The sequence below is a fragment of the Paraburkholderia oxyphila NBRC 105797 genome (assembly GCF_000685075.1).
GTDB lineage: Bacteria > Pseudomonadota > Gammaproteobacteria > Burkholderiales > Burkholderiaceae > Paraburkholderia > Paraburkholderia oxyphila.
Genome location: NZ_BAYD01000001.1, coordinates 46,062 through 72,665 on the forward strand (window position 1 = coordinate 46,062; position 26,604 = coordinate 72,665).

Consider the following 26,604-nt stretch of genomic DNA (forward strand, 5'->3'; position numbering starts at 1 on the left):
TACCAGGAGTCGCGCAGTGACTGCTTCTCTTAGCGGCAACGGCAAGGCGGCCACGCCTGCCACACGTCGCACGTCGCCGATGGCGGCGCTCGCCGACCGCTGGATCCCGAAGCTGGTGCTCTCGCCCAGCATCCTGATCAGCCTCGTGTTCGTCTACGGCTTCATCGCCATCACCGGCTATCTGTCGCTGTCGAATTCGCGACTGATGCCGCGCTACGAATTCGCGGGCTTCGACCGCTACAGCGAGCTTTTCAGCAACGACGTCTGGTGGACGTCGGCGCAGAACCTCGGCTGGTTCGGCATCCCGTTCATTGCCATCTGCGTGTTTCTCGGGCTCTTTCTCGCGATCCTGCTCGACCAGCAGATCCGCCAGGAAGGCGCGCTGCGCGCGGTGTTCCTCTATCCGATGGCGCTCTCGTACATCGTGACGGGCACGGCGTGGCAGTGGATCTTCAACCCCGATCTCGGTATTCAGCAGGTGCTGCACGACTGGGGCTGGACGAGCTTCCAGCTCGGCTGGCTCAACGACCCGGACAAGGCGATCTTCTGTATCGTGGTTGCCGCCGTGTGGCAGTCCACGGGCTTTTGCATGGCGCTGTTCCTCGCGGGCCTGCGCGGCGTCGACAGCGAAATCTTCAAGGCTGCCCAGGTGGACGGCGCGACGCTGCCCACGATCTACCGCAAGATCGTCATTCCGAGCATGCGTCCGGTGTTCTTCTCGGTGCTGCTGATTCTGTGCCACATCACGATCAAGACCTTTGACCTCGTCGTCGCGCTGACCGCGGGCGGTCCGGGCACGTCGTCGTCGCTGCCGGCCATCTTCATGTACACGTTTTCGTTCAACCGCGGGCAGCTCGGTGTCGGCGCAGCTTCGTCGATGATGATGCTTGCGACGGTGGTGGCCGTGCTCGTGCCGCTCATGTACCTGGAATCGAGGAGCACGCGCAATGCAGCCTAAGATGAAGGTGAGCCGCGTGTTCGTCTACGCGGCGCTGATCCTGTTCGCGTTGTACTTCCTGTTCCCGCTCTACGTGATGCTGTCGACGTCGTTCAAGTCGCTCGACCAGATCCATACGGGCAACATGCTCACGCTGCCGACGAGCCCGACCTTCGCGCCGTGGATCAAGGCGTGGAGCCAGGCCTGTACCGGCGTGCGCTGTGACGGCATGCAGCCGTTCTTCATGAACTCGGTGAAGATGGTGATTCCGGCCGTGCTGATCTCGTCGATCATCGGCGCGTTCAACGGCTATGTGCTCACGCACTGGCGCTTCCGCGGCGCGGACGCGCTCTTCACGATGCTGCTGGTGGGCTGCTTCATCCCGTTCCAGGCGATCCTGTTGCCGATGGCGCGTCTCGAAGGCTTCTTCGGCCTTTCGAACACGATTGGCGGGCTGGTGCTCGTGCACGTCGTGTACGGCATCGCGTTCACCACGATGTTCTTCCGCAACTTCTACGTGAGCGTGCCCGCCGAGCTCGTGAAGGCCGCGCGCATCGACGGCGCCGGCTTCTTCATGATCTTCACGCGCATCATGCTGCCGATCTCGCTGCCCATCTTCATGGTCTGCCTGATCTGGCAATTCACGCAGATCTGGAACGACTTCCTGTTCGGTATCGTGTTCTCAGGCGTCGATTCGATGCCGATCACGGTGGCGCTGAACAATCTCGTGAACACGTCCACGGGCGTGAAGGAATACAACGTCGACATGGCCGGCGCGATCATCGCCGCGCTGCCCACGCTGCTCGTCTACGTGATCGCCGGCCGCTACTTCGTGCGCGGTCTCACGGCGGGCGCGGTGAAGGGCTAACTACGAAAGTTTGAGAAGAGGATTCACAGCATGGCAAGCCTTTCCATTCGCGACGTCTACAAGACCTACCCGAACGGTGTGCCCGTCCTCAAGGGCGTGAACATCGACATCGAAGACGGCCAGTTCCTGATTCTCGTGGGCGGCTCGGGCTGCGGGAAGTCGACGCTGCTCAACATGATCGCGGGTCTCGAAACCGTCACCAAGGGCGAGATCTGCATGGACGGCAAGGTCGTCAACAATCTCTCGCCGAAGGACCGGGACATCGCCATGGTGTTCCAGTCGTACGCGCTCTATCCGTCGATGACGGTGCGCGAGAACATCTCGTTCGGCCTGAACATCCGCAAGGTGCCGAAGGCCGAGCAGGCGCAGATCGTCGATCGCGTCTCGAGCATGCTGCAGATCCAGCATCTGCTCGACCGCAAGCCGGGCCAGCTCTCGGGCGGCCAGCGCCAGCGCGTCGCCATGGGCCGCGCACTGGCGCGCGATCCGATCATGTTCCTGTTCGACGAGCCGCTCTCGAACCTCGACGCGAAGCTGCGCATCGAGATGCGCTCCGAAATCAAGCTGCTGCATCAGCGCGTGGGCAAGACGATCGTCTACGTGACGCACGACCAGATCGAGGCGATGACGCTCGGCGACCGCATCGCCGTGATGAAGGACGGCATCGTGCAGCAGTTCGGCGCGCCGCAGGAAATCTACGACTCGCCGTCGAATCTCTTCGTGGCGGGCTTCATCGGCGCGCCGCCGATGAACTTCATCAATGGCAAGCTGGTGGAGCAGGGCTCGGGTGTGGGCATCGAACTCGATACGGGCGTCGCGCGCAACGTGCTGAAACTGCCGCTGTTCGAGACGAACAAGCTGCGCAGCCATATCGGCCAGGAGGTGGTGCTGGGCCTGCGCCCGGAGCGCATCACCGACGCGCGCAGCGCGCACGACGGCCATGGTCACGAGCTGCAACGCCACACCGTGAAGGTCGACGTGATCGAGCCGACCGGCCCGGACACGCTCGTGTTCGCGCAGGTCAACGGCAAGCGCGTCGTGAGCCGCGTGCACCCGGGCGCGAACCCGCAGCCGCTCAATAGCATGGAGCTGCTGTTCGACGTCTCGAAGGCCGTGCTGTTCGATCCGAAGACGGAAGCGCGTATCGCCTGATCGTCGTCCGCCGGGGTTTCCTGGCGCGATAAAAAAGCCCCGTTCGCTGCGAGCGCAGTGAACGGGGCTTTTTATTTCCGGCCGCGGAGGCGGCGGGATCGATCAGCGCGCGTGCGGGTGATGCTGTCCATGCCCGTGCGTATGCGGCTGCAACAGCACGAGCACCGCGCCCGCGCCGCCGTCATGCGGCCGTGCCTGGCAGAACGCGATCACTTCTTCCTTCTGCACGAGCCACGCGCGCACCTTGCCCTTGAGCACGGGCTCCTTGCCCACCGAGCCGAGCCCCTTGCCGTGAATCACGCGCACGCAGCGCAGCCCGCGCTTGCCCGCCTCGCGGATGAAAGTCTGCAGCGCCTCGCGCGCTTCCTCGCGGCGCATGCCGTGCAGGTCGAGCTGGGCCTGCACGATCCATGCGCCGCGCCGCAGCTTCTTGACGATTTCCTCGCTCACGCCGGGACGGTGGTAGTAGAGCGAGTCGTCGGTATCGAGCAAGGCTTCGGGGTCGAAGTCGTCGGAAATCGCCTCATGGAGGACCGCCTGCTCGTCGAGCTGCGTTTGCAGCGGCAGCGGCGCGGGCGCCGCGCGCCGGGGCTGCGCGCGCGGCGGCTGCTTGAGCTGCGCCACCTGGCCGATCTCGCGGCGAAACAGGTCGCTGTCGGCGGCCGCTTCCACGCGCGCCGCCTTGGCGGCCGCGCGCTCGCGTTCGCGCTGGCGCGTTTGCGTCTTCAGCGCGTCGCGCAGGCTGCCGAGGCCGGCGAAGCCGGGGGTGGCCTTGCCGGGTTCGGCAGCGGGCGTGACGGCAGGCATGGGCGCCGGGGCGGGGCGCGCGGATGCGGGGCGCTTGGGCTCGCCCGGATGGGGCACGTTCTTGGGCATGGCGAAAAAGGCTGGGTAAGGCGGTGGCGCCGCAAAAGCAAAGGGCCGCCGGCTGGCTGGCCGCGGCCCTCTTGCGATGCGCCGTCTGGCTCGATGGCGCTATTTTACCGGCTGGCCGGCGTGCGACCCGTCGCGCCGCGTTGCGGGCCGGGTTGGCCCGATTCGCGGCCGGCCTCGAAGCCGGTTTGGCGAGCCGATCAGCGCTCGGCTTCGGCGCTCATCACGTGCGGCTGGCCGAGCTCGTTGACGGTCTCGAGATAGCGCTGCGCGTCGAGCGCGGCCATGCAGCCCGTGCCGGCGCTGGTGATGGCCTGGCGGTAGACGTGGTCCTGCACGTCGCCGGCGGCGAATACGCCCGGCACGCTCGTGCCCGTGGCATTGCCGTTCAGGCCGCCGTTCGTGATGATGTAGCCGTTCTTCATCTCGAGCTGACCTTCGAAGATGTCGGTGTTCGGCTTGTGGCCGATTGCCACGAACACGCCTTGCAGGTCGAGATCGGTGGTCGCGCCGGTCTTCACGTTCTTGATGCGCAGGCCATTCACGCCGCCGTCGTTGCCGAGGACTTCGTCGAGCACATGATCCCACTTGATGTCGACGACACCTTCCTTTTCCTTTTCCAGCAGGCGGTCGATCAGGATCGGCTCGGCGCGGAACTTGTCGCGGCGGTGGATGACCGTGACCTTCCTGGCGATGCCGGCGAGATAGAGCGCTTCCTCGACGGCGGTGTTGCCGCCGCCGATCACGGCAACGTGCTGGTTGCGATAGAAGAAACCGTCGCAGGTCGCGCAGGCGGAGACGCCGCGGCCCATGAAGAGCTCTTCGCTCGGCAGGCCGAGATATTGCGCCGATGCGCCGGTGGCGATGACGAGCGAATCGCAGGTGTACTCGCCCGAGTCGCCGATCAGGCGGATCGGCTTCTCATCGAGCTTGGCCGTGTGAATATGATCGAACACGATTTCCGTGTTGAAGCGCTCGGCGTGCTCGAGAAAGCGCTGCATCAGTTCCGGACCTTGCACGCCGTTCGGGTCGGCGGGCCAGTTTTCCACGTCGGTCGTGGTCATGAGCTGGCCGCCCTGGGCGAGGCCGGTGACGAGCAGCGGCGAGAGATTCGCGCGTGCCGCATAGACGGCTGCCGTGTAGCCGGCGGGGCCGGAACCGAGAATCAGGACTTTGGCGTGTTTGGTTGCGGACATGGTCGAATTCCGTAGAAGGCGCTGCGTGGCGCGGTTTCCTGGGGCACGCTTCCGCGCGGCTTGCAGCGCGGAAGCGTGCCCAGTTGCCTGCTCCGTTACCGGGATCCGCAGGCGGGCCGCCGGTGGTGCGGCGGGGCACACGCATGAAGTTGGGCATCAGCGCGCAATTATAAAGGCCGGGGGCGTTTGATGCTCCATCGCGGTTTCTCATCGGCGCGATAGCCTGGCGCCGCACGATGCGTCAGGCGCGCATGCTGCCCCAACGCGCCGTTGTCAGTTACCCTCATTTACAGCCTGGGGCCGCCGGGGCCTAAACAACGCGTTTACAATAGGCCCGATCTGACGTCGGCGGCCGGGCCCGTCTGCCGGAGCCCCGGCAGTGCGCCCGGACCGCGCAAGCTTCAAGAATCACCAGGATTCAATGGCCAAAGCTCCTTATTCCGCGCAGGCGCAGGCATTGCCTAATCGCATGTCGCGTCTTTTCACTGAAATCCGCTGGCTCCTGCAGGTCGCGCTGGGCGTGTTCCTGCTGATGGCGCTCATCAGCTACAGCCGCCGTGATCCGAGCTGGACCCACGCCGCGCAGGTCGACCACATCTCGAACTGGGCGGGGCGCGTCGGCGCGTGGACCTCGGACATCCTGCTGCTGCTGTTCGGGCTCTCGGCCTACTGGTGGGTCGTGCTGCTCGCGCGCCATATCTCGAAGAATTACAAGCGCATCACGCGCCACGAAGCGCTCCCCGAGGACGATGACGACAAGCCGCGCGACCACAGCTGGGTGGCCGAAGGCCTCGCGTTTGTGCTCGTGCTGCTCGCCTGCGACGGCATCGAGGCGCTGCGCATGTGGTCGCTCAAGGTGCAACTGCCGCGCGCGCCGGGCGGCGTGGTGGGCGAGGCCGTCGCGCACGGCGTCTCGCACGCGCTCGGCTTCACGGGCGGCACGCTCGCGCTGTTGCTGGCGCTCGCGATCGGCTTGTCGCTGTATTTCCGGTTTTCGTGGCTGAACGTGGCCGAAAGGGTGGGCGAGTCGATCATCAACGCGGTGACGATGGCGAAGCTGCACCGCGAGGCGGGCCGCGACCGCAAGCTCGGCGAGGTCGCCGCGGTCAAGCGCGAGGGCAAGGTCGAGCGCGGCCGCGTGAAGATCGAGGAGCACGAGCCGGTCACGATCGTGCCGCCGGTGGTCACGCCGCAGCGCTCCGAGCGCGTGGAAAAGGAGCGCCAGGTGCCGCTCTTCACCGACTTGCCGGGCGACTCCACCTTGCCGCCCATCTCGCTGCTCGACCCGGCACCCAAGACCCAGGAAACGATTTCGGACGACACGCTCGAGTTCACCTCGCGCCTGATCGAAAAGAAGCTCAAGGATTTTGGCGTGGACGTGGCCGTAGTGGCCGCGTATCCGGGCCCGGTCGTCACGCGCTATGAGATCGAGCCTGCCACCGGCGTGAAGGGCAGCCAGATCGTGGGCCTCGCGAAGGACCTCGCGCGCTCGCTCTCGCTCGTCTCGATCCGCGTGGTGGAGACGATCCCCGGCAAGAACTACATGGCGCTCGAGTTGCCGAACCAGCGCCGCCAGACCGTGCGCCTCTCTGAAATCCTCGGCTCGGCCGTCTATGCGGACGCGCCTTCGGCGCTCACCATGGGGCTCGGCAAGGACATCGGCGGCAAGCCCGTTTGCGCCGATCTTGCGAAGATGCCCCACCTGCTCGTGGCCGGCACGACCGGCTCGGGCAAGTCGGTGGGGATCAACGCGATGATCCTGTCGCTGCTCTACAAGGCGAGCGCCGAGCAGGTGCGCATGATCCTGATCGACCCGAAGATGCTTGAAATGAGCGTCTACGAGGGCATTCCGCATCTGTTGTGTCCGGTGGTGACCGACATGCGCCAGGCCGGCAACGCGCTGAACTGGACGGTCGCCGAGATGGAGCGCCGCTACAAGCTCATGAGCAAGCTGGGCGTGCGCAATCTCGCGGGCTACAACAACAAGATCGAAGAGGCGAACAAGCGCGAGGAGAAGATCCCGAACCCGTTCAGCCTCACGCCCGACGATCCGGAGCCGTGCCAGAAGCTGCCGAATATCGTGGTCGTGATCGACGAACTCGCCGACCTCATGATGGTGGTCGGCAAGAAGGTCGAAGAGCTGATCGCGCGTATCGCGCAGAAGGCGCGCGCAGCGGGTATTCACCTGATTCTCGCGACGCAGCGGCCTTCGGTGGACGTCATCACCGGCCTCATCAAGGCCAACGTGCCCACGCGGATTGCGTTCCAGGTGTCCTCGAAGATCGACTCGCGCACGATTCTCGACCAGATGGGCGCCGAGTCGCTGCTCGGCATGGGCGACATGCTCTACCTGCCGCCGGGCTCGGGGCTGCCCGTGCGCGTGCACGGCGCGTTCGTCGCCGACGAAGAAGTGCATCGCGTGGTCGACAAGCTCAAGGAGCAGGGCGAGCCGAACTATATCGAAGGGATTCTGGAAGGCGGCGTGGCGGGCGAGGGCGACGAAGGCTCGGCCGGCGCTTCGGGCACCGGCGACGAGTCCGATCCGCTCTACGACCAGGCCGTCGAGGTAGTCATCAAGAACCGGCGCGCGTCGATTTCGCTCGTGCAGCGGCATCTGCGCATCGGCTATAACCGTGCGGCGCGCCTGCTCGAGCAGATGGAGCAATCGGGGCTCGTTTCGGCGATGTCGTCGAGCGGCAACCGCGAGATCCTCGCGCCCGCGCGCGACGCCGATTGAGGTCGATCGACGTCGTCCACGGCGCCTGCACCGCGCCGGCGCAGGCACACATTGTGGTTTTGGGAGAACGATAGATGCAGTTTCAGGTTGGGCAACACACCCGTTTGACGCTGGGCCGCGCCGGGCGCGCGCTCTTCGCGGCGCTTGGCGCGTCGCTCGTCATGGCCTCGCACGCGTATGCGAGCGGCACCGATCAACTGAAGCAGTTCGTCGCGCAGGTCCACGCCGCGCGCGGCAACTTCGTGCAACGCGAACTGAAGACGCCCACGAACGCGAAGAACGCGAGCGACGCCATTGCCACGGCCATGTCGAGCTCCAGGACATCGAGCGGCACCTTCGTGTTCGCGCGTCCCGGCAAGTTCATCTGGACCTACGAGAAGCCGTATCAGCAACTGCTGCAATCCGACGGCGACAACCTCTATGTCTACGACAAGGACCTGAACCAGGTCACCGAGCGCAAGCTCGGCGGCGCGCTCGGCGCGAGCCCGGCCGCGATCCTGTTCGGCAGCAACGATCTGGACAAGAACTTCACGCTCACCGACGCGGGCGTGAAGGATGGCATCGACTGGCTGGAGCTGATTCCGAAGTCGAAGGACACGCAGTTCAAGAGCGTGGGCATCGGCTTTCGCGATGGCAATCTCGAAGCGATGGAACTGCACGACGTGTTCGGCAACGTGACGCTGCTCACGTTCTCCAACATCGAGAAGAATCCGTCGCTGCCGGCGTCGACCTTCAAGTTCGTGCGGCCCAAGGGCGCCGACCTGATCACGGGTGGCGGGAACTGATCCGCGCGACGTGACGCGACAAGCGATGTCACAAAAAAGGGGGCGGCTCGATGGGGCCGCCCCCTTTTGCTATGGGCTATAGGTGCCGCGCACTCGCGCGCTCAGACCGAAAAGCGCAGCACGCCCTTGTCGTCCACCTTGCGCTTGAGCTTGCCCGAGAGCCACAGCAGGTTCAGGTGGGCGAGCGCTTCACCCATCGCGAAGGTCAACTGATGCATGTCGAGCGCGCGCTTGAACATGATCGGCACGATGTCGGCGGCGCATTGCGGCGCGCGCTCGCAGGCTTCCATCACTTCGGCGAGGCGCGCGTCGTGGTGCGCGCGCAATTGTCCGATGCGCGTGTGCACGCCGCGGAACGGCTTGCCGTGCGAGGGCAGCACGAGCGTGTCCTCGGCCATGGCCTCGTAGCGTCCGAGCGATTCGAGGTAGAGGCCGAGAGGATTGCCCTCCGGCTCCATGTCGAACACGGAAACGTTGGTCGAGATGCGTGGCAACACCATGTCACCCGAGATCAGCACGCCGAGCGATTCGCACAGCAGCGCGCAATGCTCGGGCGAGTGGCCGTAACCCGTGACGACACGCCAGTCGCGGCCGCCGATCGACACCGTGTCGGCCTCGCGCAGCCGGCGGTATTGCGGCGGCAGCGCCGGCACGAGGTTCGAGTAGTAGTTACGGCGGTTGCGCAGCTGATCGAGCGAGGCCTCGTCGGTCACGCCGTGGCGCGCGAAATGGCGTGCCGCGCCTTCGCCGCCCGCGTTCGAGCCGTTGCCCGAGGCCAGCACGCACGCGCTCATGTATTCGCCGAGCGTCGCCCACAGGCGCACGTCCCAGCGCTTCTTCTCGCCGCCCGCGCAGATCCAGTGCGCAAGGCCGATATGGTCCGGATGGCAGTGCGTGACGATCACGCGCAGCACCGGCAGGCCTTCGAGCTGGGAGTCGAACACCTGCTCCCAGTGCACCTTGATCGTGTCGTCGGTGATGCCGCAGTCCACCACGGTCCAGCCTTGCTGGCCGTCGATCTCGTCGCGCAGCAGCCAGAGGTTGATGTGATCGAGCACGAACGGTAGCGGCATGCGCAGCCATTTCACGCCGGGCGCGACTTCGAAGGCGAGGCCGGGTTCGGGCAGGGTATCGGCGAAGGGGTAGTCGAGCTGGTGTTCGAGGGCGTTCATTGGGGTCTCGTCTGATCTAATTATGCGGGGCTGATGACGGCCGGCGCCGCCGTCTGGCCTCATTGTCGCTGCATTGCGCAATTCCTGCAGGGAAACCGGGAGAATGTTCCGGTACGCGGAACATTCGGGCGGTTGCACAACCTATGCGTTGACGATAACGTAAACGTCGATTCCAACGATAGCCCAGCCGCCGGGTCCACCCCGGCTGGCGCGAGGCGCGCTTTCCGACATGACCCAGTACACGATTACCGAGCTCGCCCGCGAATTTGACGTGACGCCACGTGCGATCCGTTTCTACGAGGATCAGGGCCTGCTCGCGCCGAGCCGCGAAGGGGCGGGCGGCCTCAAGCGCGTGTTTTCGGGGCGTGATCGCACGCGACTGAAGCTCACGCTGCGCGGCAAGCGCCTCGGCTTCACGCTCAACGAGATTCGCGCGCTGCTCGATCTCTACGATTCGCCCACGGATACGCTGCCGCAGCTCCAGGCGTTCCTCGACACCGTGGTGCACCACCGCGAGATACTGGAGCGTCAGCGCGCCGATCTGGACGCCACGCTCGAAGACCTCGCACAATACGAGACCCAGGCGCGCGCGCTGCTCGCAAAGAACGCCGCGGGCGAGCGGATTGCGCCGCTCGTACTGCCCGACGATCAGTAGCCGGCGCTGGCCCGTCTTCGCGTCACGCCGTCGAGCCGAGGTGAATGCGTCATGAGACATTTTCCGAAACTGCTTTCATCGCAGATCGGCTTCGACGTTGCGCAGACGATGCTCGAAGGCTTCAATCGTCACTACCGCAACTTCTGCGCGGCGGCCGTGCGCGCGCGCGAATGCTTCGAGGCGCGCGACTGGCGCAGCCTGCAACAGCTCGCGCGCGAGCGCATTGCGTCTTACGACGAGTGCGTGCGCGAGTGTGTGATGGCGCTCGAAGACGAGTACGACGCGGAAAGCATCGACGACGAGGTCTGGGAGCAGATCAAGCTGCACTACATCGGCCTGCTGACGACGCACCGGCAGCCCGAGTGCGCCGAGACCTTCTTCAACTCGGTGTGCTGCCAGATCCTGCATCGCTCGTACTTCAACAACGACTTCATCTTCGTGCGGCCCGCGATCTCGACCGAATACATCGAGAACGACGAGCCCGCGGCCAGGCCCACCTACCGCGCGTACTATCCGGGCAAGGACGGGCTGGCGCCCACGCTCGCGCGCATCGTCACGAATTTTCAGCTCCAAACGCCGTTCGAGGACCTCGATCGCGACGTGGACTGCGTGATGCGCACGATGCTCGACACCTTCGGCGTAGTCGAGCCCAAACCCAACTTCCAGATTCACGCGCTCGCGTCGCTGTTCTTTCGCAACCAGTCGGCGTATATCGTCGGGCGCATCATCAACGGCGATCTGCTCGTGCCGTTCGTGGTGCCCATCCGCCACACGGACGACGGCAAGCTCGCGCTCGACACCGTGCTCCTGCGCCTCGACGAGCTGCTCGTCATGTTCAGCTTCTCGCACTCGTACTTCCTCGTGGACATGGGCGTGCCGTCCGCCTATGTGGAGTTCCTGCGCACGATCATGCCGCGCAAGGCGAAGGGCGAGATCTACACGTCGCTCGGGCTGCAGAAGCAGGGCAAGAACCTCTTCTATCGCGACCTGCTGCATCACCTCAAGCATTCGAGCGATCAGTTCATCACCGCGCCCGGTATCCGCGGCATGGTCATGATCGTGTTCACGCTGCCGTCGTTTCCGTACGTGTTCAAGGTGATCAAGGACAGCTTTCCCGCGCCGAAGGAAACCACGCGCGAGCAGGTGGAAGCGAAGTACCAGCTCGTGAAGCGCCACGACCGCCTCGGACGCCTCGCCGATACGCTCGAATATTCGAGCGTCGCGCTGCCCGTCGCGCGCCTGGCCGAAGCGCTCGTGCGCGAGCTCGAAACGCTCGCGCCTTCGATGATCGAGTACGAGGGCGAGAACCTCGTGATTCGCCATCTCTACATCGAGCGCCGCATGGTGCCGCTCAATATCTGGCTGCAGAACGGCAGCGACGAAGAAGTCGAGCACGGCATCCGCGAATACGGCAATGCGGTGAAGGACCTGATGCGCGCGAACATCTTTCCGGGCGACATGCTCTACAAGAATTTCGGCGTGACGCGCCACGGCCGCGTGGTGTTCTACGACTATGACGAGATCGAATATCTGACCGAATGCAACGTGCGCGCGGTGCCCGCGCCACGTAATGAGGAAGACGAACTATCTGCCGAGCCGTGGTACGGAGTTGGCCCGCACGATATTTTCCCGGAGACGTACCGGACGTTTCTGCTCGGCGACCCGCGCGTGCGGCGCTATTTCCTCGAGCATCACGCCGACTTCTTCGACCCGGCACTGTGGCAGGAGAGCAAGGCGCGCCTGCTCGCGGGCGAGGTGCCCGACTGCCTGCCGTACGACGCGGCGGTGCGCTTTCGCACGCGCTATCCCGAGCGCTTCGCGCAGGACGACGCCGACGGCGAGGCCGATGAGAACGACGCACGCGCCGCATGAGGCACGTGGCGGACTACGAACTTTCGATCATCGATGGATCGAGTAAGGAGGCTGGACATGAGTGAGACGCAGAAGGATCCGGTTGTGATCGTGGCGGCGACGCGCACGCCGATGGCCGGTTTTCAGGGCGATTTCGCCTCGCTGGCAGCGCCGCAACTGGGTGCGGCGGCAATTGCGGCCGCGGTGGAGCGCGCGGGCCTCAAGCCCGAGCAGGTCGACGAGGTCGTGATGGGCTGCGTGCTGCCCGCCGGCCAGGGCCAGGCGCCCGCGCGCCAGGCGGCGCTCGGGGCTGGCCTGCCGCTCGCGGCGGGCGCGACCACGGTGAACAAGATGTGCGGCTCGGGCATGCGCGCGGCGATGTTCGCGCACGACATGCTGCTGGCGGGCTCCGCCGACGTGATCGTTGCGGGCGGCATGGAGAGCATGTCGAACGCGCCGTATCTGCTGCCCAAGGCGCGCGCGGGCATGCGCATGGGGCACGGCCAGGTGCTCGATCACATGTTCCTCGACGGACTCGAAGACGCCTACGACAAGGGCCGCCTGATGGGGACGTTCGCCGAGGAGTGCGCGAGCGAATTCGACTTCTCGCGCGAGAGCCAGGACGCCTTTGCGATCGAGTCGCTCAAGCGCGCGAAACGCGCCAACGAGGACGGCTCGTTTGCCTGGGAGATCGCGCCGGTGAAGGTCGCCACGCGCGCGGGCGAGACGACGATCGAGCGCGACGAGCAGCCGTTCAAGGCCAATCTCGACAAGATCCCGACGCTCAAGCCCGCCTTCAGCAAGACGGGCACGGTGACGGCCGCGAATTCGTCGTCGATTTCGGACGGCGCGGCGGCGCTCGTGATGATGCGCGAATCCACGGCAAAGCGCCTCGGCGTCAAGCCGCTCGCGCGCGTGACCGGCCATTCGACCTTCGCGCAGCAGCCCGCGAAGTTCACGACCGCGCCCGTGGGCGCGATCGCGAAGCTCTTCGGGAAGACCGGCTGGAAGGCCTCCGATGTCGATCTCTACGAGATCAACGAGGCGTTTGCCGTGGTCACGATGGCGGCGATGAAGGAGCACGACCTGCCGCACGAGAAGGTCAACGTGAATGGCGGCGCGTGCGCGCTGGGCCACCCGATTGGCGCATCGGGCGCGCGCATTCTCGTCACGCTGATCGGCGCATTGCGCGCACGCGGGCTCAAGCGCGGCGTCGCGAGCCTGTGCATTGGCGGCGGCGAAGCGACCGCAATGGGCGTCGAACTCATGTAGGCTTGTGCTTGAAACGCGCCGCGGGGAGGCGGCGCCTCGCAATACCGGCACGCGGCGCAGCAAAAAAACCGCGGCACCCGAAAAAGGTGGCGACATGAAAACAGCGTTGATCGTGGGCGCGTCGCGGGGCCTCGGCCTCGAATTCGCGCGCCAGTATGCGAAGGCCGGCTGGCGCGTGCTGGCCACGGCGCGATCCGATGAGGCGCTCAGGGCGCTGAACGCGCTCGGCGCCCAGACACTTCCGCTCGACATCGCGCAGCCTGAGGACATCGCCGCGCTCGGCGCGAAGCTCGACGGCGAGCGGCTCGACGTGGCGCTCATCGTGTCGGGCGTCTACGGCCCGCGCACCGAGGGCGTCGAAGCCATCAGCGCCGCAGACTTCGAGTACGTGATGAACACCAACGTGCGCGGCCCGATGCAGCTCATTCCGATCCTGCTGCCGCTCGTCGAAGCGGCGTACGGTGTGCTCGGCGTGCTGTCGAGCCGCATGGGCAGCATCACGCAGACGACCGGCACGACGGGCTGGCTCTATCGCGCGAGCAAGGCGGCGGTCAACGACGTCATCAAGATCGCCTCGCTGCAGACCCGCCGCGCGACCTGCATCGCGCTCCATCCGGGCTGGGTGCGCACCGAAATGGGTGGAGCGCACGCGGCCATCGACGCGGCGGCGAGCGTCGCCGGCATGCGCGAAGTCGTGGCTGAGGCGGCCGCCGCGCGCGACGTCTTCAACGGACGCTTTTTCCAGTACGACGGCACCGAGCTCGACTGGTGAGTGGTGTATCCGCGTAATAATCGTGTTCTGGGGCCGCAACGCTTGCGCGAGCGGCCCTTTGTGTTTTGTTCTGCCGAGTGGTGCGACATCGCACACCCTCGTATGCAATCGCATTTAATCGCATTTAATCGCACTTGATCGCACTTGATCGCACGTGAAGGATCGTTATTCAATGACCGCTGAACTCAAGCGCGCCGCGCGCCCGCTCGACTGCCCTTGTGGCGGTGCCGCGCCCAATCTGAAATCGGGCGCAAAGGCGCCGCGCTTTGCCGACTGCTGCGGCCGCTTCATCGATGGCGGTGCGCTGCCCGCCACGGCGTTCGAGCTGATGCGCTCGCGCTACACGGCCTACGTGCTGGGCGAGGCCGACTATCTGCGTGCGACCTGGGCCGTCGAGACCTGTCCCGCCGATCTCGACGCCGACCCTAATGCTCCCGGCGCTCCGCGCTGGCTGGGCCTTGCCATCAAGCGCCACGAGGCCATTGATGCGACGCATGCGCTGGTCGAATTCGTCGCGCGCTACAAGAGCGGTGGGCGCGCGTATCGCCTGCACGAGCTGAGCCGCTTCACGCGCGGCCAGGACGGCCGCTGGCGCTACGTCGACGGCGACATCCTCGAGGGCTGAACGCGAGCCGCGCACTGCCGTTGCGGGGCCTGAGATAACGCCTTTGCAAACAAGCACTTAATGCAAAAAAACGGGGCCGTTGGCGGTGCGCTACACGCAACACGCTGAAATACTTGTTATGCCGTGCTCACCAAGAGCGCGACGAAATCCCGCCATGCGCCGCCCGTCAAGGTATACGCGGCGCATACCGTTCGTTGGCACGCCTTATGCCGGGTTACCCCTGAATTGCACAACAATTAATTGTCGTGCGAGGATGCAATCACGGTGCTCGTCACGCCAAGTAAGCAAACGTTGAGAAACGTTTTCTCACGGCGATTCAGTGACGGGTGCTGGCGGCGGATCTGACGTTTGCAGATCGGCGCCGCACAGGTGTTCCGATCCGTGTTCTCCCCCGCAGCAACGGGTAAAGCCACGCCAGGCTCCTTAGCCAGGCGCGCCGATCCTGTTGTGTCCGCAAAGGGCGGGGATGTTCACATAGTGGTTCGGTCAGGCAGATTACAGCAGGACTTTCGCAGGCGGGTGTTGCGCATGGCGTTCAGGAAGCTTCTTACCGGATGGGCGGTGGCCGGCACGGCGTGCGTGCTGTCGGTTGCCCACGCAGCATCGCTTTCCGATCCGGCAACAGCGGCCAGCGCGCAGGCTTCCGCATCGTCGTCGCTCTCAGTTGCGCACGCGGATGGCCAAGGCGACGCCTCGCACGCCGCAGGCACACCGCTCGCATCGGGCCCGCTCGGCAGCGCGAACGTACCGCGCATCGCGCTCGACGACGCGTATCTGCCCGTCGTGCGCGCCGACATGAACGAGCAGATCATCCACATTCCCGTCGCCGGCGATCCGAGCGTCACGCTCGAAACCACGGTCTATCGTCCCGATGGTCCCGGCCCGTTCCCGATGGTGGTGTTCAACCACGGCAAGATTCCCGGCGATCCGCGCATGCAGCCGCGCAGCGACCCGATGTCGTTCGCGCGCGAATTCGTGAGCCGCGGCTATGTGGTCGTGGCGCCGAACCGCCAGGGCTTCGCGGGCTCGGGCGGCACCTATCAGCAAGATGGCTGCGACGTGGCCAGCAACGGCCTCGGCCAGGCCGCCGACGTCGCCACCACGGTCGACTACATGGCGAAGCAGTCGTATGTGGACGCGAACCATATCGTCGTCGCCGGCACCTCGCATGGCGGCCTCGCGACCATGGCCTACGGCACCGAAGCGGCGCACGGCGTGCGCGCGCTCATCAACTTCTCGGGCGGCCTGCGTCAGGACGCCTGCACGGGCTGGCAGAACAACCTGACCGAGGCGTTCGGCGATTACGGCGCCAAGGCGCGCGTGGCCTCGCTCTGGCTCTACGGCGACAACGACTCGGTGTGGACCTCCGATCTCGTCACGCGCATGTTCGCGGCGTTTCATACCGCGCAAGTGGGCGAGGCGCAGTCGGGCGCGGGCGCGAAGCTCGTCGATTTCGGCTCGTACAAGAACGACGCGCACCGCCTCGTGGGCGACCGCGACGGCGTGCAGATCTGGTGGCCCAAGGTCGAGGCGTTCCTCGCGAGCCAGGGCATGCCCACGGCCCAGGAATACCGCGTGGCGACGCAGGCCGCGCCGCACGCCAGCGGCTACGCGTCGATCGATTCGGTGAGCGCAGTGCCGTTCCTCGATCAGGCGGGCCGTGACGGCTATCGCAATTTCCTCAAGCAGTACCCGAGCCGCGCCTTCGCCGTGTCCGATTCGGGCGCCTGGTCGTGGGCCGAGGGCGGCGACAACCCGATGGCCGTCGCCATCGCGAACTGCCAGAAGCACAGCTCGGATCCGTGCCGCCTCTACGCGGTGAACGGCAACGTCGTGTGGTCGGACGGCACCGCCACGGCGCAGAACGACAATGCCGACGACGGCCACAGCGTCGCCGAAGACGACGCCGACAACTCGCACGCGCTCGCAAGCCGCTGAGCGTGTTTGAAACCGCCGGAGTGCGCGTGAGCGCCACGGCGGTTTTGCACATTTGACCCCACTGAAAGACGCGCGCTTACGCGCCCGGTCGCTTCCGCATCGCCTTCTCATTGCCATTGGGTTTTCGCCTCAATGGCACGCCCGTTCGCCCCAATCGTCTGGTTTTATCCGTACGCATAGCGTGGCGACTTCCGCTCGCGTGACCGATCGACGCCAGCGCTTTCTCGATGCTTCCCCCGAAAAAAAATCGCCGCGCGCGATCTGACGGCACGCCTTTTCGGCACGCGCCCACAGATTTTTTTGCATAAGCGCGCTTCACTTTGCCGTCGTCATCTACGGTCATTTCTGGCCTTCACAAAGGAACGGTGCGCAGCTGTCCCGAACCGCGCCGAACCCCGCGCGCACGGGCTTTCCGGGCCCATTTTGGGGGTAGTGCATTGCGGCATTGAACGGGTTAATCTCGGTCGCTGTCGTATCGGGAGCCGCACTTGAACTCGCATTCCAACCTTGCCAACGAAGCCTGGATCGCGCGCAGCCTGCGCGCCGTCTGGCATCCTTGCACCCAGATGAAGCACCACGAGCGCTTGCCGCTCGTGGCCGTCGCGCGCGGCGAAGGGCCGTGGCTCTACGACCATGAGGGCCGGCGCTATCTCGACGCCATCAGCTCGTGGTGGGTCAATCTCTTCGGCCACGCCAATCCCACGATCAATGCCGCGCTCAAGGCGCAGCTCGACACGCTCGAGCACGTGATGCTCGCGGGCTGCACGCACGAACCCGCGGTCGAGCTCGCCGAGCGGCTTGCCGCGCTCACCGGCGGCACGCTCGGCCATGCGTTTTTCGCTTCGGACGGCGCGTCGGCGGTCGAGATCGCGCTGAAGATGAGCTTTCACGCGTGGCGCAATCAGGGCGCGAACGACAAACGCGAATTCGTGTGCCTCGCCAACAGCTATCACGGCGAGACCATCGGCGCGCTCGGCGTGACGGACGTGAAGCTCTTCAGGGATGCTTACGATCCGCTTTTGACCCACGCGCATGTGGTTGCCTCGCCCGATGCGCGCACGGCGCGCGAGGGCGAAAGCGCCGCCGACGTGGCGCGCCGCGCGCTCGCCGACGTCGAGCGCGTGTTCGCCGAGCGCGAGGGCCGCATCGCGGCGCTGATCGTCGAGCCGCTCGTGCAATGCGCGGCCGGCATGGCGATGCACGATCCCGCGTATCTGCAGGGCCTGCGCGCGCTGTGCGACCGCTACCGCGTGCATCTGATCGCCGACGAAATCGCCGTGGGCTGCGGCCGCACGGGCACCTTCTTCGCGTGCGAGCAGGCCGGCATCTGGCCCGATCTGCTCACGCTCTCGAAGGGCATCAGCGGCGGCTACCTGCCGCTTTCGATCGTGCTCTCGCGCGACGAAATCTACGCGGCCTTCTACGACGACGACACCACGCGCGGCTTTCTGCATTCGCATTCGTACACCGGCAATCCGCTTGCCTGCCGTGCCGCGCTCGCGACGCTCGACCTCTTCGAGCGCGACGACGTGCTCGCCACGAACGCGCGCAAATCGACGCAACTGCGCGAGGCCTTTGCGCCGCTCGAACAGCATCCGCTCGTGCGTGACCTGCGCCAGTGCGGCACGATCCTCGCGTTCGACGTGGCGATCGAAGACGCCGGGCGCGCCCGCACGTTCTCGCGCCGCTTCTTCGAAAACGCGCTGCAGCGCGAATTGCTGCTGCGCCCGATCGGCACGACGGTCTACGTGATGCCGCCGTACATTCTCGACGCACAGACGCAGGCGCACCTTGCCGAGCGCACGCGCGAGACATTCGACGCCACCGTCGCGGAGGACCTCTGATGGCGCAACACACCTCACTGCTCGACACGCTCGAACACGGCCTGCGCGAGCTCGACGCGCAAGGCTTGCGTCGTCGCCGCCGCACCATCGATTCGCCGTGCAGCGCGCACATGGTCGTCGACGGCCGCGCGAGCATCGGCTTCGCGAGCAATGACTACCTCGGGCTCGCCGCCCATCCGCAACTCGTCGCGGCGCTGGCCGAAGGTGCCCAGCGCTATGGCGCGGGCAGCGGCGGCTCGCATCTGCTGGGCGGCCACTCGCGTGCCCATGCGCAGCTCGAAGACGATCTCGCCGCGTTCGCGGGCGGCTTCGTCGATGCGCCGCGCGCGCTCTACTTCAGCACGGGCTACATGGCGAATCTCGCCGTGCTCACCGCGCTCGCGGGCCGCGGCACGACGATCTTCTCCGATGCGCTCAACCACGCTTCGCTGATCGACGGCGCGCGGCTCTCGCGCGCCGACATCCAGATCTATCCGCATGCGGACATGGACGCGTTGAGCGCGATGCTCGAAGCGTCCGACGCGCGCGCGAAGGTGATCGTGAGCGATACGGTGTTCAGCATGGACGGCGATGTCGCGCCGCTCGCGCGTCTCGTCGAGCTTGCCGAAAAGCACGGCGCGTGGCTCGTGGTCGACGATGCGCACGGTCTGGGCGTGCTCGGCCCGCAAGGGCGCGGCGCGCTGGCCGAAGCCGCGCTGCGCTCGCCGCACCTCGTGATGGTCGGCACGCTCGGCAAGGCTGTGGGTGTCTCGGGCGCGTTTATCTGCGCGCACGACACCGTGATCGAGTGGCACGTGCAGCGCGCGCGCCCGTACATCTTCACGACGGCTTCGTCGCCGGCGGTCGCGCACGCGGTGTCCGCGAGCCTGCGACTGATCGCGGGCGAAGAGGGCGATGCGCGGCGCGCGCATCTGAAGCATCTGATTGGGCGCACGCGCTCGATGCTCAAGGAAACCTGCTGGCAACCCGTCGATTCGCACACGGCCGTGCAGCCGCTCGTGATCGGCTCCAACGATGCCACGCTCGCACTGCAGGCCGCGCTCGAGCGCGATGGCCTGTGGGTACCGGCGATTCGTCCGCCGACCGTGCCTGTGGGCACTTCGCGTCTGCGCATTTCGCTCTCGGCAGCGCATTCGGATGCCGACCTCGATCGCCTGAACGCAGCGCTGCAACGCGCAAGCCTTGACGAGCAAAAGCAGGTGCAGGAGAGCGCACAATGAGCACTGCGAAATTTTCGCTCTTCGTCACCGGCACCGATACCGAGATCGGCAAGACCTTCGTGAGCGCGGCGCTCTTGCGCGGCCTGGCCCATGCGGGCCTGCGCGCGGCGGCGATGAAGCCCATCGCGGCCGGCGCCTGCGAACGCGATGGCGTGTGGCACAACGAAGACGCCGACCAGCTCGACGCCGCCGCGAGCGTGCTGCTGCCGCCCGAGATGCGCACCCCGTACCTGCTCAAGGAGCCGGCCGCGCCGCACATCGCCGCCGCGCTCGAAGGCGTGACGCTCGACATGGCGCGCATCGTGCAATGCTACGGTCAGGCGCGCGAGCGCGCGGACGCCGTGGTGGTCGAAGGCGTCGGCGGCTTTCGCGTGCCGCTCACGGCGACGCAGGACACCGCGGATCTCGCCGTCGCGCTGAATCTGCCGGTGGTGCTCGTCGTGGGCATGCGGCTTGGCTGCATCAGCCACGCGCTGCTCACCGCCGAAGCGATCGCCGGGCGCGGCCTCACGATCGCGGGCTGGGTCGCGAACCGCATCGACCCGGCCATGACCTTTCCCGAAGAAAACATCGACGCGCTGCGCGAGCGTCTCGCCGCGCAATTCGGCGCGCCGCTCATCGGCGTCGTGCCGCACATGCCGGGCGCACGCGCCGACGCCGCGGCCGAACACCTGAACATCGACGCGTTGCTCGCACGCCTGGCCACGCTGAGCTGAGCAGACGCGTCTGAACCCCTATCGCCCGTCAAGAAGGACCCCGACACCATGACCGAAGCCCACATCGACATCACCGCGCTCAAGAAGACCGCGCCGCCGGCACAGCCGCAAGACGAAGCCGCAGCGCGCTGGCGCGTCGCCGATGTCGCGGCGCTCTACGAGCTGCCGTTCAACGACCTGATGTTCCGCGCCCAGCAGGTGCATCGCGAGCATTTCGACGCGAATGCGGTGCAGCTCTCCACGCTCCTGTCGATCAAGACGGGCGGCTGCGAGGAGGATTGCGCGTATTGCCCGCAGTCGTCGCATCACGACACCGGCCTCGACGCGAGCAAGCTCATGGACGTGGATGCCGTGCTCGACGCCGCGCGCGTGGCGAAGGCCAATGGCGCGACGCGCTTTTGCATGGGCGCGGCGTGGCGCAATCCGAAGGACCGCCATCTCGAGCCGATCAAGGACATGATCCGCGGCGTGAAGTCGATGGGCCTCGAAACCTGCGTGACGCTCGGCATGCTCGAAGACCACCAGGCGAAGGCGCTCGCCGACGCGGGCCTCGACTACTACAACCACAACCTCGATACCTCGCCGGAGTTCTACGGCCAGATCATCTCGACGCGCACCTACCAGGACCGCCTCGAGACGCTCGAGCGCGTGCGCGACGCAGGCATCAACGTCTGCTGCGGTGGCATCGTCGGGATGGGCGAGTCGCGCCGCGAGCGCGCGGGCCTGATCGCGCAGCTCGCGAACATGGAGCCGTATCCGGAGTCGGTGCCCATCAACAATCTCGTGCAGGTGAGCGGCACGCCGCTCGAAGGCACCGAGCCGCTCGATCCGTTCGAGTTCGTGCGCACGATCGCGGTGGCGCGCATCACGATGCCCAAGGCGATGGTGCGCCTCTCGGCGGGCCGCGAGCAGATGGACGAGGCGCTGCAGGCGCTGTGCTTCATGGCGGGCGCGAACTCGATCTTCTACGGCGACCAGCTGCTGACGACGAGCAACCCGCAGGCCGAAGCCGACCGCAAGCTGCTGCAGCGTCTGGGCATCAGCGCGCAGGCGGCGCAGGAATTGCCGGCTGAGGGGCATGCGCATCACGCGGATCATGCCCATCACGGCGGCTGCGGCCACTGCGAATAAAAGCGCTGACGAGCGCTTTGAAATGCGCGGCGTGCTAGCAGTGCGCCGCTGAAAAAACAAACGCCACGCTGTGAAGCGTGGCGTTCTCGTTTGTAACGTCGTTTGGTGCGTGCGGCGCTTTAAGCGTAAGCCGCGCGCCGGCGTCCCGCGAGCACGAGGTAGCAGAGCGCGCCGATCACGAGCGCGGGCAGCGTGGCGCCGAGATTCGGCAGCCACTGGTTGAGCGCCTGATACGCGCCGAAGCCGAAGCCCCACGCAACAAACGCGGTCACATGCCAGCCACCCGAATAGCCGTAGGCGCCGTTCAAATCGGCGAGCGCGCGGGCGTCGATACGGCGGCGCCGCACGATGAAGTGATCGGCGAGCACGACGCCGAAGAGCGGCGCGAACACCGAGCCGATGAAGAGCAGGAAGTTCTCATAGCGCGCCATCGGCACGACGAGGCCGATCAGCGTGCACAGCGCGCCGAACGCCGCCGAGAGCCACGGCACGCTGCCGCGCGTCCAGAACGTGCCGGTCGAGACGGCGGCCGAATGGATGTCGGCGAAGGCGTTGTCGATTTCGTCGATCAGCACGAGCAGCAGGGCGAAGCCGCCGCCCGCCTTCGCGAGCGCCGTGGTGAGGAGCGCGTCGCCGCCGCCCGCGGCGAGGCCGTAGATCGCGCCGAGCGCATAGAACCACAGGTTCGCGATGCCATAGCCGAACAGCGTGCCGCGGAAGGTCTCGCCCGCGCGGCGGCCAAAGCGCGTGTAGTCGGCGATGAGCGGCAGCCACGAGAGCGGCATCGCCACGACGAGGTCGATCGCGCTGCCGAACGGCATCTCGCCGGTGCCGGGACGCTTCATCAGCGCGCCGATGTCGTGCTGCGCGAGCAGGCTCCACGTGAGCCACGCGGCGCCTGCGAGCAGGAGCCAGATGCCCCAGGTGCGCAGGAAGCGGCGCACGAACGAGAGCGGGCCGCTCACGGCGAGCAGCGTGGCGAGGAAACCGAAGATCAGGGTCCACACGAGCGGCATCGAGAGGCCGAAGGCCTGCTTGGCGAGCGCATCGGCGGAATCGCGCATCACGATGATCTCGAACGAGCCCCAGCCCACGAGCTGCACCATGTTGATGACGGCCGGCACGGACGCGCCGCGGATGCCGAGCGTCGGGCGCAGCGACGCCATGGCGGCGAGGCCCGTGTCGGTGCCGATCACGCCGGCGAGCGCGAGCAGCACGACGCCGATCACGCTGCCGATGCCGATGGCGGCCAGCGCATGGGGCAGCGAGAGGCCCGGCACGAGCAGGGCGCCCGCCTGGGCGACCAGCAGGCCGATGCCGAGCGAGAACCAGAGCGCGAAGGCGTCGCCGGTGCGGAACTGGCGGCGCGCGTCGGGCACGGGCACGTTGGGCGCGTAGGTCGAGCCGGCGTCGCCGGCCGCACCTGAGCCGGCCACACCTGAGCCGGCCGCACCGGATTGCAGGTTTTGAGTCATGGATGAAGCTACCCTCTGTATCGTCTGTTTTGTCTGATGTTTATTGGGGCCGGCCAACTGGGGCGCAAGGCATCGCGTCTCGCGCTGCCGCCCGGGCTGTCATAATGCACGACTGCATCCGGCGCGGCGGGCCGTTTTCGGGGCGCGAACACACGCCTTCGAAGCCGGCCAGTCCCCGGGAAAGCCGACATTATCGCGAAAACGTCATGTTTGAAGAAACCCGTGCCAACGTTCCGCTCGCCGAGCGGCTGCGCCCGCGCTCGATCGACGAAGTCATCGGCCAGAAGCATCTGCTCGGGCCCAACAAGCCGCTGCGCGTCGCCTTCGAGTCGGGCGAGGCGCATTCGATGATCCTCTGGGGGCCGCCCGGCGTCGGCAAGACCACGCTCGCGCGCCTGATGGCCGACGCCTTCCACGCCCAGTTCATCGCGCTCTCGGCGGTGCTCTCGGGCGTGAAGGACATCCGCGAGGCCGTGGAAACGGCGCAGATGCACCGCGCGCATGGCCATCAGACGCTCGTGTTCGTCGACGAAGTCCACCGTTTCAACAAGAGCCAGCAGGACGCCTTCCTGCCGCACGTGGAGTCGGGCCTGTTCGTGTTCATCGGCGCGACCACGGAGAATCCGTCGTTCGAGGTGAATAGCGCGCTGCTTTCGCGCGCGGCGGTCTACGTGCTCAAGAGCCTCGACGAGGAGGAGCAGGGCGAACTGCTCGCACGCGCAAGCGAGGAGCTGGGCGGCCTGACCTTCACCGACGAAGCGAAAAAGGCGCTGATCGGCTCGGCCGATGGCGACGGGCGCAAGCTGCTGAACAACCTTGAAATCGTCGCGCGCGCGGCCGCGCAGCAGAAAAAGCGCGAGATCGACGGCGAGCTGCTCGGCAGCGCGCTCGCCGAAAACCTGCGCCGCTTCGACAAGGGCGGCGACGCGTTCTACGACCAGATCAGCGCGCTGCACAAGTCGGTGCGCGGCAGCAACCCGGACGGCGCGCTGTACTGGTTCTGCCGCATGCTCGACGGCGGCGCCGATCCGCGTTATCTCGCGCGGCGCATCGTGCGCATGGCGTGGGAGGACATCGGCCTCGCCGATCCGCGCGCGGCGCGCATCACGCTCGACGCCGCCGAGACCTACGAGCGGCTCGGCTCGCCCGAGGGTGAACTGGCGCTCGCGCAGGCGGTGATCTACCTCGCGGTCGCGCCCAAGTCGAACGCCGGCTACAACGCGTACAACGAGGCGCGGCGCTTCGTCGGCAAGGATCAATCGCGCGCGGTGCCCATCCATCTGCGCAACGCGCCCACCAAGCTCATGAAGGAGCTGGGCTACGGGCACGAGTATCGCTACGCGCACGACGAACCCGACGCCTACGCGGCCGGCGAGACCTATCTGCCCGACGGCATGCGCGAGCCGCGCTGGTATCAGCCCACGCCGCGCGGGCTCGAAGGCAAGATCGGCGAGAAGCTCGCGCGTCTGGCCGACCTCGACGCGCAATGGCGAGAAGACCACCGCGACGAAATCCGCGAGCGCAAGCGCAAGGGCTAGCCCGCGCCGGTGCGCTAAAATCGGCAATTCACACAACGAAACTGCGTCTCACAATCCCATGCTCGACATCCAGCTGCTGCGCAAAGACCTCGACGGCGTCGCGAAGCGCCTCGCCGACCGCGGCTATACCCTCGACGTCGCGGCGTTCACCGCGCTCGAAGCGGAACGCCGCGCCATCCAGACCCGCACCGAAGAACTGCAGGCGCGCCGCAACAGCCTGTCGAAGCAGATTGGGGCGATGAAAGGCCGTGGCGAGGACACCTCGGCGGTCATGGCCGAAGTGGGCGGCATTGGCGACGAAATGAAGGCCTCGGCCGCCAAGCTCGACGACATCCAGACGAAGCTCTCGGACCTGCTGCTCGGCGTGCCTAACCTGCCGCACGAGAGCGCGCCCGTGGGCAAGGACGAAAACGACAACGTGGAAGTGCGCCGCTGGGGCACGCCGCGCGAGTTCAGCTTCGAAGTGAAGGATCACGTCGACGTGGGCACGCCGCTGGGTCTCGATTTCGAGACGGGCGCGAAGCTTTCGGGCGCGCGCTTCACGATGCTGCGCGGCCAGATCGCGCGCCTGCACCGCGCGCTCGCGCAGTTCATGATCGATACGCACACGCTGCAGCACGGCTACACGGAAACGTACACGCCCTACATCGTCAATCCGGAAATCCTGTACGGCACGGGCCAGCTGCCCAAGTTCGCCGACGACATGTTCCGCGTGGAGAAGGGCGGCGCCGAGAACACGGTCACGCAGTACCTGATCTCCACCTCGGAGATCTCGCTCACGAACACCGTGCGCGAGAGCATCGTCGAAGGCAGCGCGCTGCCCATCAAGCTCACCGCGCATTCGCCGTGCTTCCGCTCGGAAGCCGGTTCGTATGGCCGCGATACGCGCGGCATGATCCGTCAGCATCAGTTCGACAAGGTCGAGATGGTGCAGATCGTCGCACCGGAAACGTCGTACGACGCGCTCGAGCAAATGGTCGTGCATGCGGAAACGATTCTGCAGAAGCTCGGTCTGCCGTACCGCGTGATCACGCTGTGCACGGGCGACATGGGCTTCTCGGCCGCCAAGACCTACGACCTCGAAGTGTGGCTGCCGGCGCAGAACACCTATCGCGAAATTTCGAGCTGCTCGAACACCGAAGCGTTCCAGGCGCGCCGCATGCAGGCGCGCTACCGCAACGCGCAGGGCAAGCCGGAGCTCGTGCATACGCTCAACGGCTCGGGTCTCGCGGTGGGCCGCACGCTCGTGGCCGTGCTCGAGAACTACCAGGAAGCGGACGGCTCGGTCACGGTGCCGGAGGTGCTGCGTCCGTACATGGGCGGTGTCGCGCGTCTCGAAGCGGGCGCCTGAACGTCGCGCGCGGATCGGGCCATGTGAATCGCTTGCCCTCGAAACTTTTCTCCAAAGAGGGCTTGCAAGATTCAAAAAATGTTCTATAATCTTCGCTTCTCTGGTCGCCGACCAAGACCGGAGAAGCAGTAAAAAAGCAGTACCCCGGAGAGGTGGCAGAGTGGTCGAATGTACCTGACTCGAAATCAGGCGTACGGTTTCCCCGTACCGTGGGTTCGAATCCCACCCTCTCCGCCAAATTCAAAGGCAGAAAGCCCGTAAGTTCAATGACTTGCGGGCTTTTTCCATTTCTCAGCCCATAAAATAGCCCATTATCGAGCAAAAAGTCGCCGCCGTTCGGGTCCGCTAGAACCCGCTGTTGTCCTTGACGATTTACGGGATTCTCACGAACGAAATCAAGAGAGCTTCGATTGCAGGGGCGTCTCTTGCGGTCATCACCTTTCGGGAGGCAATGTGGGCGACCCATTGCGTTCACGGATCTATCTGGACCCGAAGC

At 66.1% G+C, this 26,604-nt stretch carries 21 protein-coding genes and 1 tRNA gene; 18 read left to right on the forward strand and 4 right to left on the reverse strand.

Annotated features, from left to right (window positions below; genetic code table 11):
• The first annotated feature begins 16 nt into the window (after nucleotides 1–16).
• Genes BO1_RS00240 through BO1_RS00250 form a run of 3 tightly spaced genes read left to right on the forward strand, consistent with a single transcriptional unit; the run spans nucleotide 17 to nucleotide 2,957 of the window.
• Nucleotides 17–958 (forward strand): carbohydrate ABC transporter permease, encoded by a 942-nt coding sequence (locus BO1_RS00240; RefSeq protein WP_028215815.1) that lies wholly within the window; start codon nucleotides 17–19, stop codon nucleotides 956–958.
• Nucleotides 948–1,805, forward strand: coding sequence for a carbohydrate ABC transporter permease (locus BO1_RS00245; RefSeq protein ID WP_028215816.1), 858 nt, complete (start codon nucleotides 948–950; stop codon nucleotides 1,803–1,805). The genes BO1_RS00240 and BO1_RS00245 overlap by 11 nt, the downstream gene beginning before the upstream one ends.
• A 30-nt stretch (nucleotides 1,806–1,835) precedes the next feature.
• Complete coding sequence (locus BO1_RS00250; RefSeq protein ID WP_028215817.1) at nucleotides 1,836–2,957, forward strand: ABC transporter ATP-binding protein; 1,122 nt, start codon at nucleotides 1,836–1,838, stop codon at nucleotides 2,955–2,957.
• A 102-nt stretch (nucleotides 2,958–3,059) separates the two neighbouring features.
• Here the strand turns inward: BO1_RS00250 and BO1_RS00255 are convergent, their stop codons facing one another.
• Nucleotides 3,060–3,833 carry a Smr/MutS family protein gene (locus BO1_RS00255; protein ID WP_028215818.1) on the reverse strand — a complete coding sequence of 258 codons (774 nt, stop codon included), beginning with the start codon at nucleotides 3,831–3,833 and terminating at the stop codon, nucleotides 3,060–3,062.
• Nucleotides 3,834–4,030: 197 nt separating this feature from the next.
• Nucleotides 4,031–5,026, reverse strand: a complete 996-nt coding sequence (gene trxB / locus BO1_RS00260) for a thioredoxin-disulfide reductase (RefSeq protein WP_028215819.1) — start codon at nucleotides 5,024–5,026, stop codon at nucleotides 4,031–4,033.
• Between the two features lie 421 nt (nucleotides 5,027–5,447).
• Here trxB and BO1_RS00265 point away from each other — a divergent pair, with 421 nt between their 5' ends.
• Complete coding sequence (locus BO1_RS00265) at nucleotides 5,448–7,763, forward strand: DNA translocase FtsK (protein WP_028215820.1); 2,316 nt, start codon at nucleotides 5,448–5,450, stop codon at nucleotides 7,761–7,763.
• Nucleotides 7,764–7,837: 74 nt separating this feature from the next.
• Nucleotides 7,838–8,548 (forward strand): outer membrane lipoprotein chaperone LolA, encoded by a 711-nt coding sequence (gene lolA / locus BO1_RS00270; RefSeq protein WP_028215821.1) that lies wholly within the window; start codon nucleotides 7,838–7,840, stop codon nucleotides 8,546–8,548.
• A gap of 101 nt (nucleotides 8,549–8,649) precedes the next feature.
• Here the strand turns inward: lolA and BO1_RS00275 are convergent, their stop codons facing one another.
• On the reverse strand, nucleotides 8,650–9,720 hold the full coding sequence (locus BO1_RS00275; RefSeq protein ID WP_028215822.1) for an MBL fold metallo-hydrolase: 1,071 nt from the start codon (nucleotides 9,718–9,720) through the stop codon (nucleotides 8,650–8,652).
• Nucleotides 9,721–9,949: 229 nt separating this feature from the next.
• Between BO1_RS00275 and BO1_RS00280 the strand changes: the two genes are divergently transcribed.
• The 10 genes from BO1_RS00280 to bioB all read left to right on the forward strand — a co-directional run bounded on the left by BO1_RS00280 (nucleotide 9,950) and on the right by bioB (nucleotide 21,744).
• Nucleotides 9,950–10,375, forward strand: a complete 426-nt coding sequence (locus BO1_RS00280; RefSeq protein WP_043283459.1) for a MerR family transcriptional regulator — start codon at nucleotides 9,950–9,952, stop codon at nucleotides 10,373–10,375.
• Between the two features lie 51 nt (nucleotides 10,376–10,426).
• Nucleotides 10,427–12,247 (forward strand): bifunctional isocitrate dehydrogenase kinase/phosphatase, encoded by a 1,821-nt coding sequence (aceK, locus tag BO1_RS00285; RefSeq protein WP_028215824.1) that lies wholly within the window; start codon nucleotides 10,427–10,429, stop codon nucleotides 12,245–12,247.
• Between the two features lie 57 nt (nucleotides 12,248–12,304).
• Nucleotides 12,305–13,498: an acetyl-CoA C-acetyltransferase gene (locus tag BO1_RS00290; protein WP_028215825.1), complete on the forward strand. Its 1,194-nt coding sequence runs from the start codon at nucleotides 12,305–12,307 to the stop codon at nucleotides 13,496–13,498.
• Nucleotides 13,499–13,592: 94 nt separating this feature from the next.
• Nucleotides 13,593–14,270, forward strand: a complete 678-nt coding sequence (locus tag BO1_RS00295; protein ID WP_028215826.1) for an SDR family oxidoreductase — start codon at nucleotides 13,593–13,595, stop codon at nucleotides 14,268–14,270.
• A 172-nt stretch (nucleotides 14,271–14,442) separates the two neighbouring features.
• Nucleotides 14,443–14,895 (forward strand): YchJ family protein, encoded by a 453-nt coding sequence (locus tag BO1_RS00300; protein WP_028215827.1) that lies wholly within the window; start codon nucleotides 14,443–14,445, stop codon nucleotides 14,893–14,895.
• A 528-nt stretch (nucleotides 14,896–15,423) separates the two neighbouring features.
• Nucleotides 15,424–16,833 (forward strand): dienelactone hydrolase family protein, encoded by a 1,410-nt coding sequence (locus BO1_RS49180; RefSeq protein ID WP_084687700.1) that lies wholly within the window; start codon nucleotides 15,424–15,426, stop codon nucleotides 16,831–16,833.
• Nucleotides 16,834–17,321: 488 nt separating this feature from the next.
• Nucleotides 17,322–18,677, forward strand: a complete 1,356-nt coding sequence (gene bioA / locus BO1_RS00310; RefSeq protein WP_028215828.1) for an adenosylmethionine--8-amino-7-oxononanoate transaminase — start codon at nucleotides 17,322–17,324, stop codon at nucleotides 18,675–18,677.
• Nucleotides 18,677–19,897, forward strand: coding sequence for an 8-amino-7-oxononanoate synthase (bioF, locus tag BO1_RS00315; protein WP_043283460.1), 1,221 nt, complete (start codon nucleotides 18,677–18,679; stop codon nucleotides 19,895–19,897). Before bioA ends, bioF begins: the two co-directional genes overlap by 1 nt.
• Entirely contained in the window at nucleotides 19,894–20,613 is a 720-nt protein-coding gene (gene bioD, locus BO1_RS00320) for a dethiobiotin synthase (RefSeq protein WP_028215829.1), read from the forward strand. The genes bioF and bioD overlap by 4 nt, the downstream gene beginning before the upstream one ends.
• 48 nt (nucleotides 20,614–20,661) lie before the next feature.
• On the forward strand, nucleotides 20,662–21,744 hold the full coding sequence (gene bioB, locus BO1_RS00325) for a biotin synthase BioB (protein ID WP_028215830.1): 1,083 nt from the start codon (nucleotides 20,662–20,664) through the stop codon (nucleotides 21,742–21,744).
• A gap of 119 nt (nucleotides 21,745–21,863) precedes the next feature.
• Here the strand turns inward: bioB and cytX are convergent, their stop codons facing one another.
• Nucleotides 21,864–23,180, reverse strand: a complete 1,317-nt coding sequence (cytX, locus tag BO1_RS00330) for a putative hydroxymethylpyrimidine transporter CytX (protein WP_028215831.1) — start codon at nucleotides 23,178–23,180, stop codon at nucleotides 21,864–21,866.
• Between the two features lie 245 nt (nucleotides 23,181–23,425).
• Between cytX and BO1_RS00335 the strand changes: the two genes are divergently transcribed.
• The 3 genes from BO1_RS00335 to BO1_RS00345 all read left to right on the forward strand — a co-directional run bounded on the left by BO1_RS00335 (nucleotide 23,426) and on the right by BO1_RS00345 (nucleotide 26,345).
• Nucleotides 23,426–24,757, forward strand: a complete 1,332-nt coding sequence (locus tag BO1_RS00335; protein WP_028215832.1) for a replication-associated recombination protein A — start codon at nucleotides 23,426–23,428, stop codon at nucleotides 24,755–24,757.
• A gap of 58 nt (nucleotides 24,758–24,815) precedes the next feature.
• Complete coding sequence (serS, locus tag BO1_RS00340) at nucleotides 24,816–26,108, forward strand: serine--tRNA ligase (RefSeq protein WP_028215833.1); 1,293 nt, start codon at nucleotides 24,816–24,818, stop codon at nucleotides 26,106–26,108.
• 146 nt (nucleotides 26,109–26,254) lie between these two features.
• Nucleotides 26,255–26,345, forward strand: a tRNA-Ser gene (locus BO1_RS00345).
• Nucleotides 26,346–26,604 lie beyond the last annotated feature (259 nt).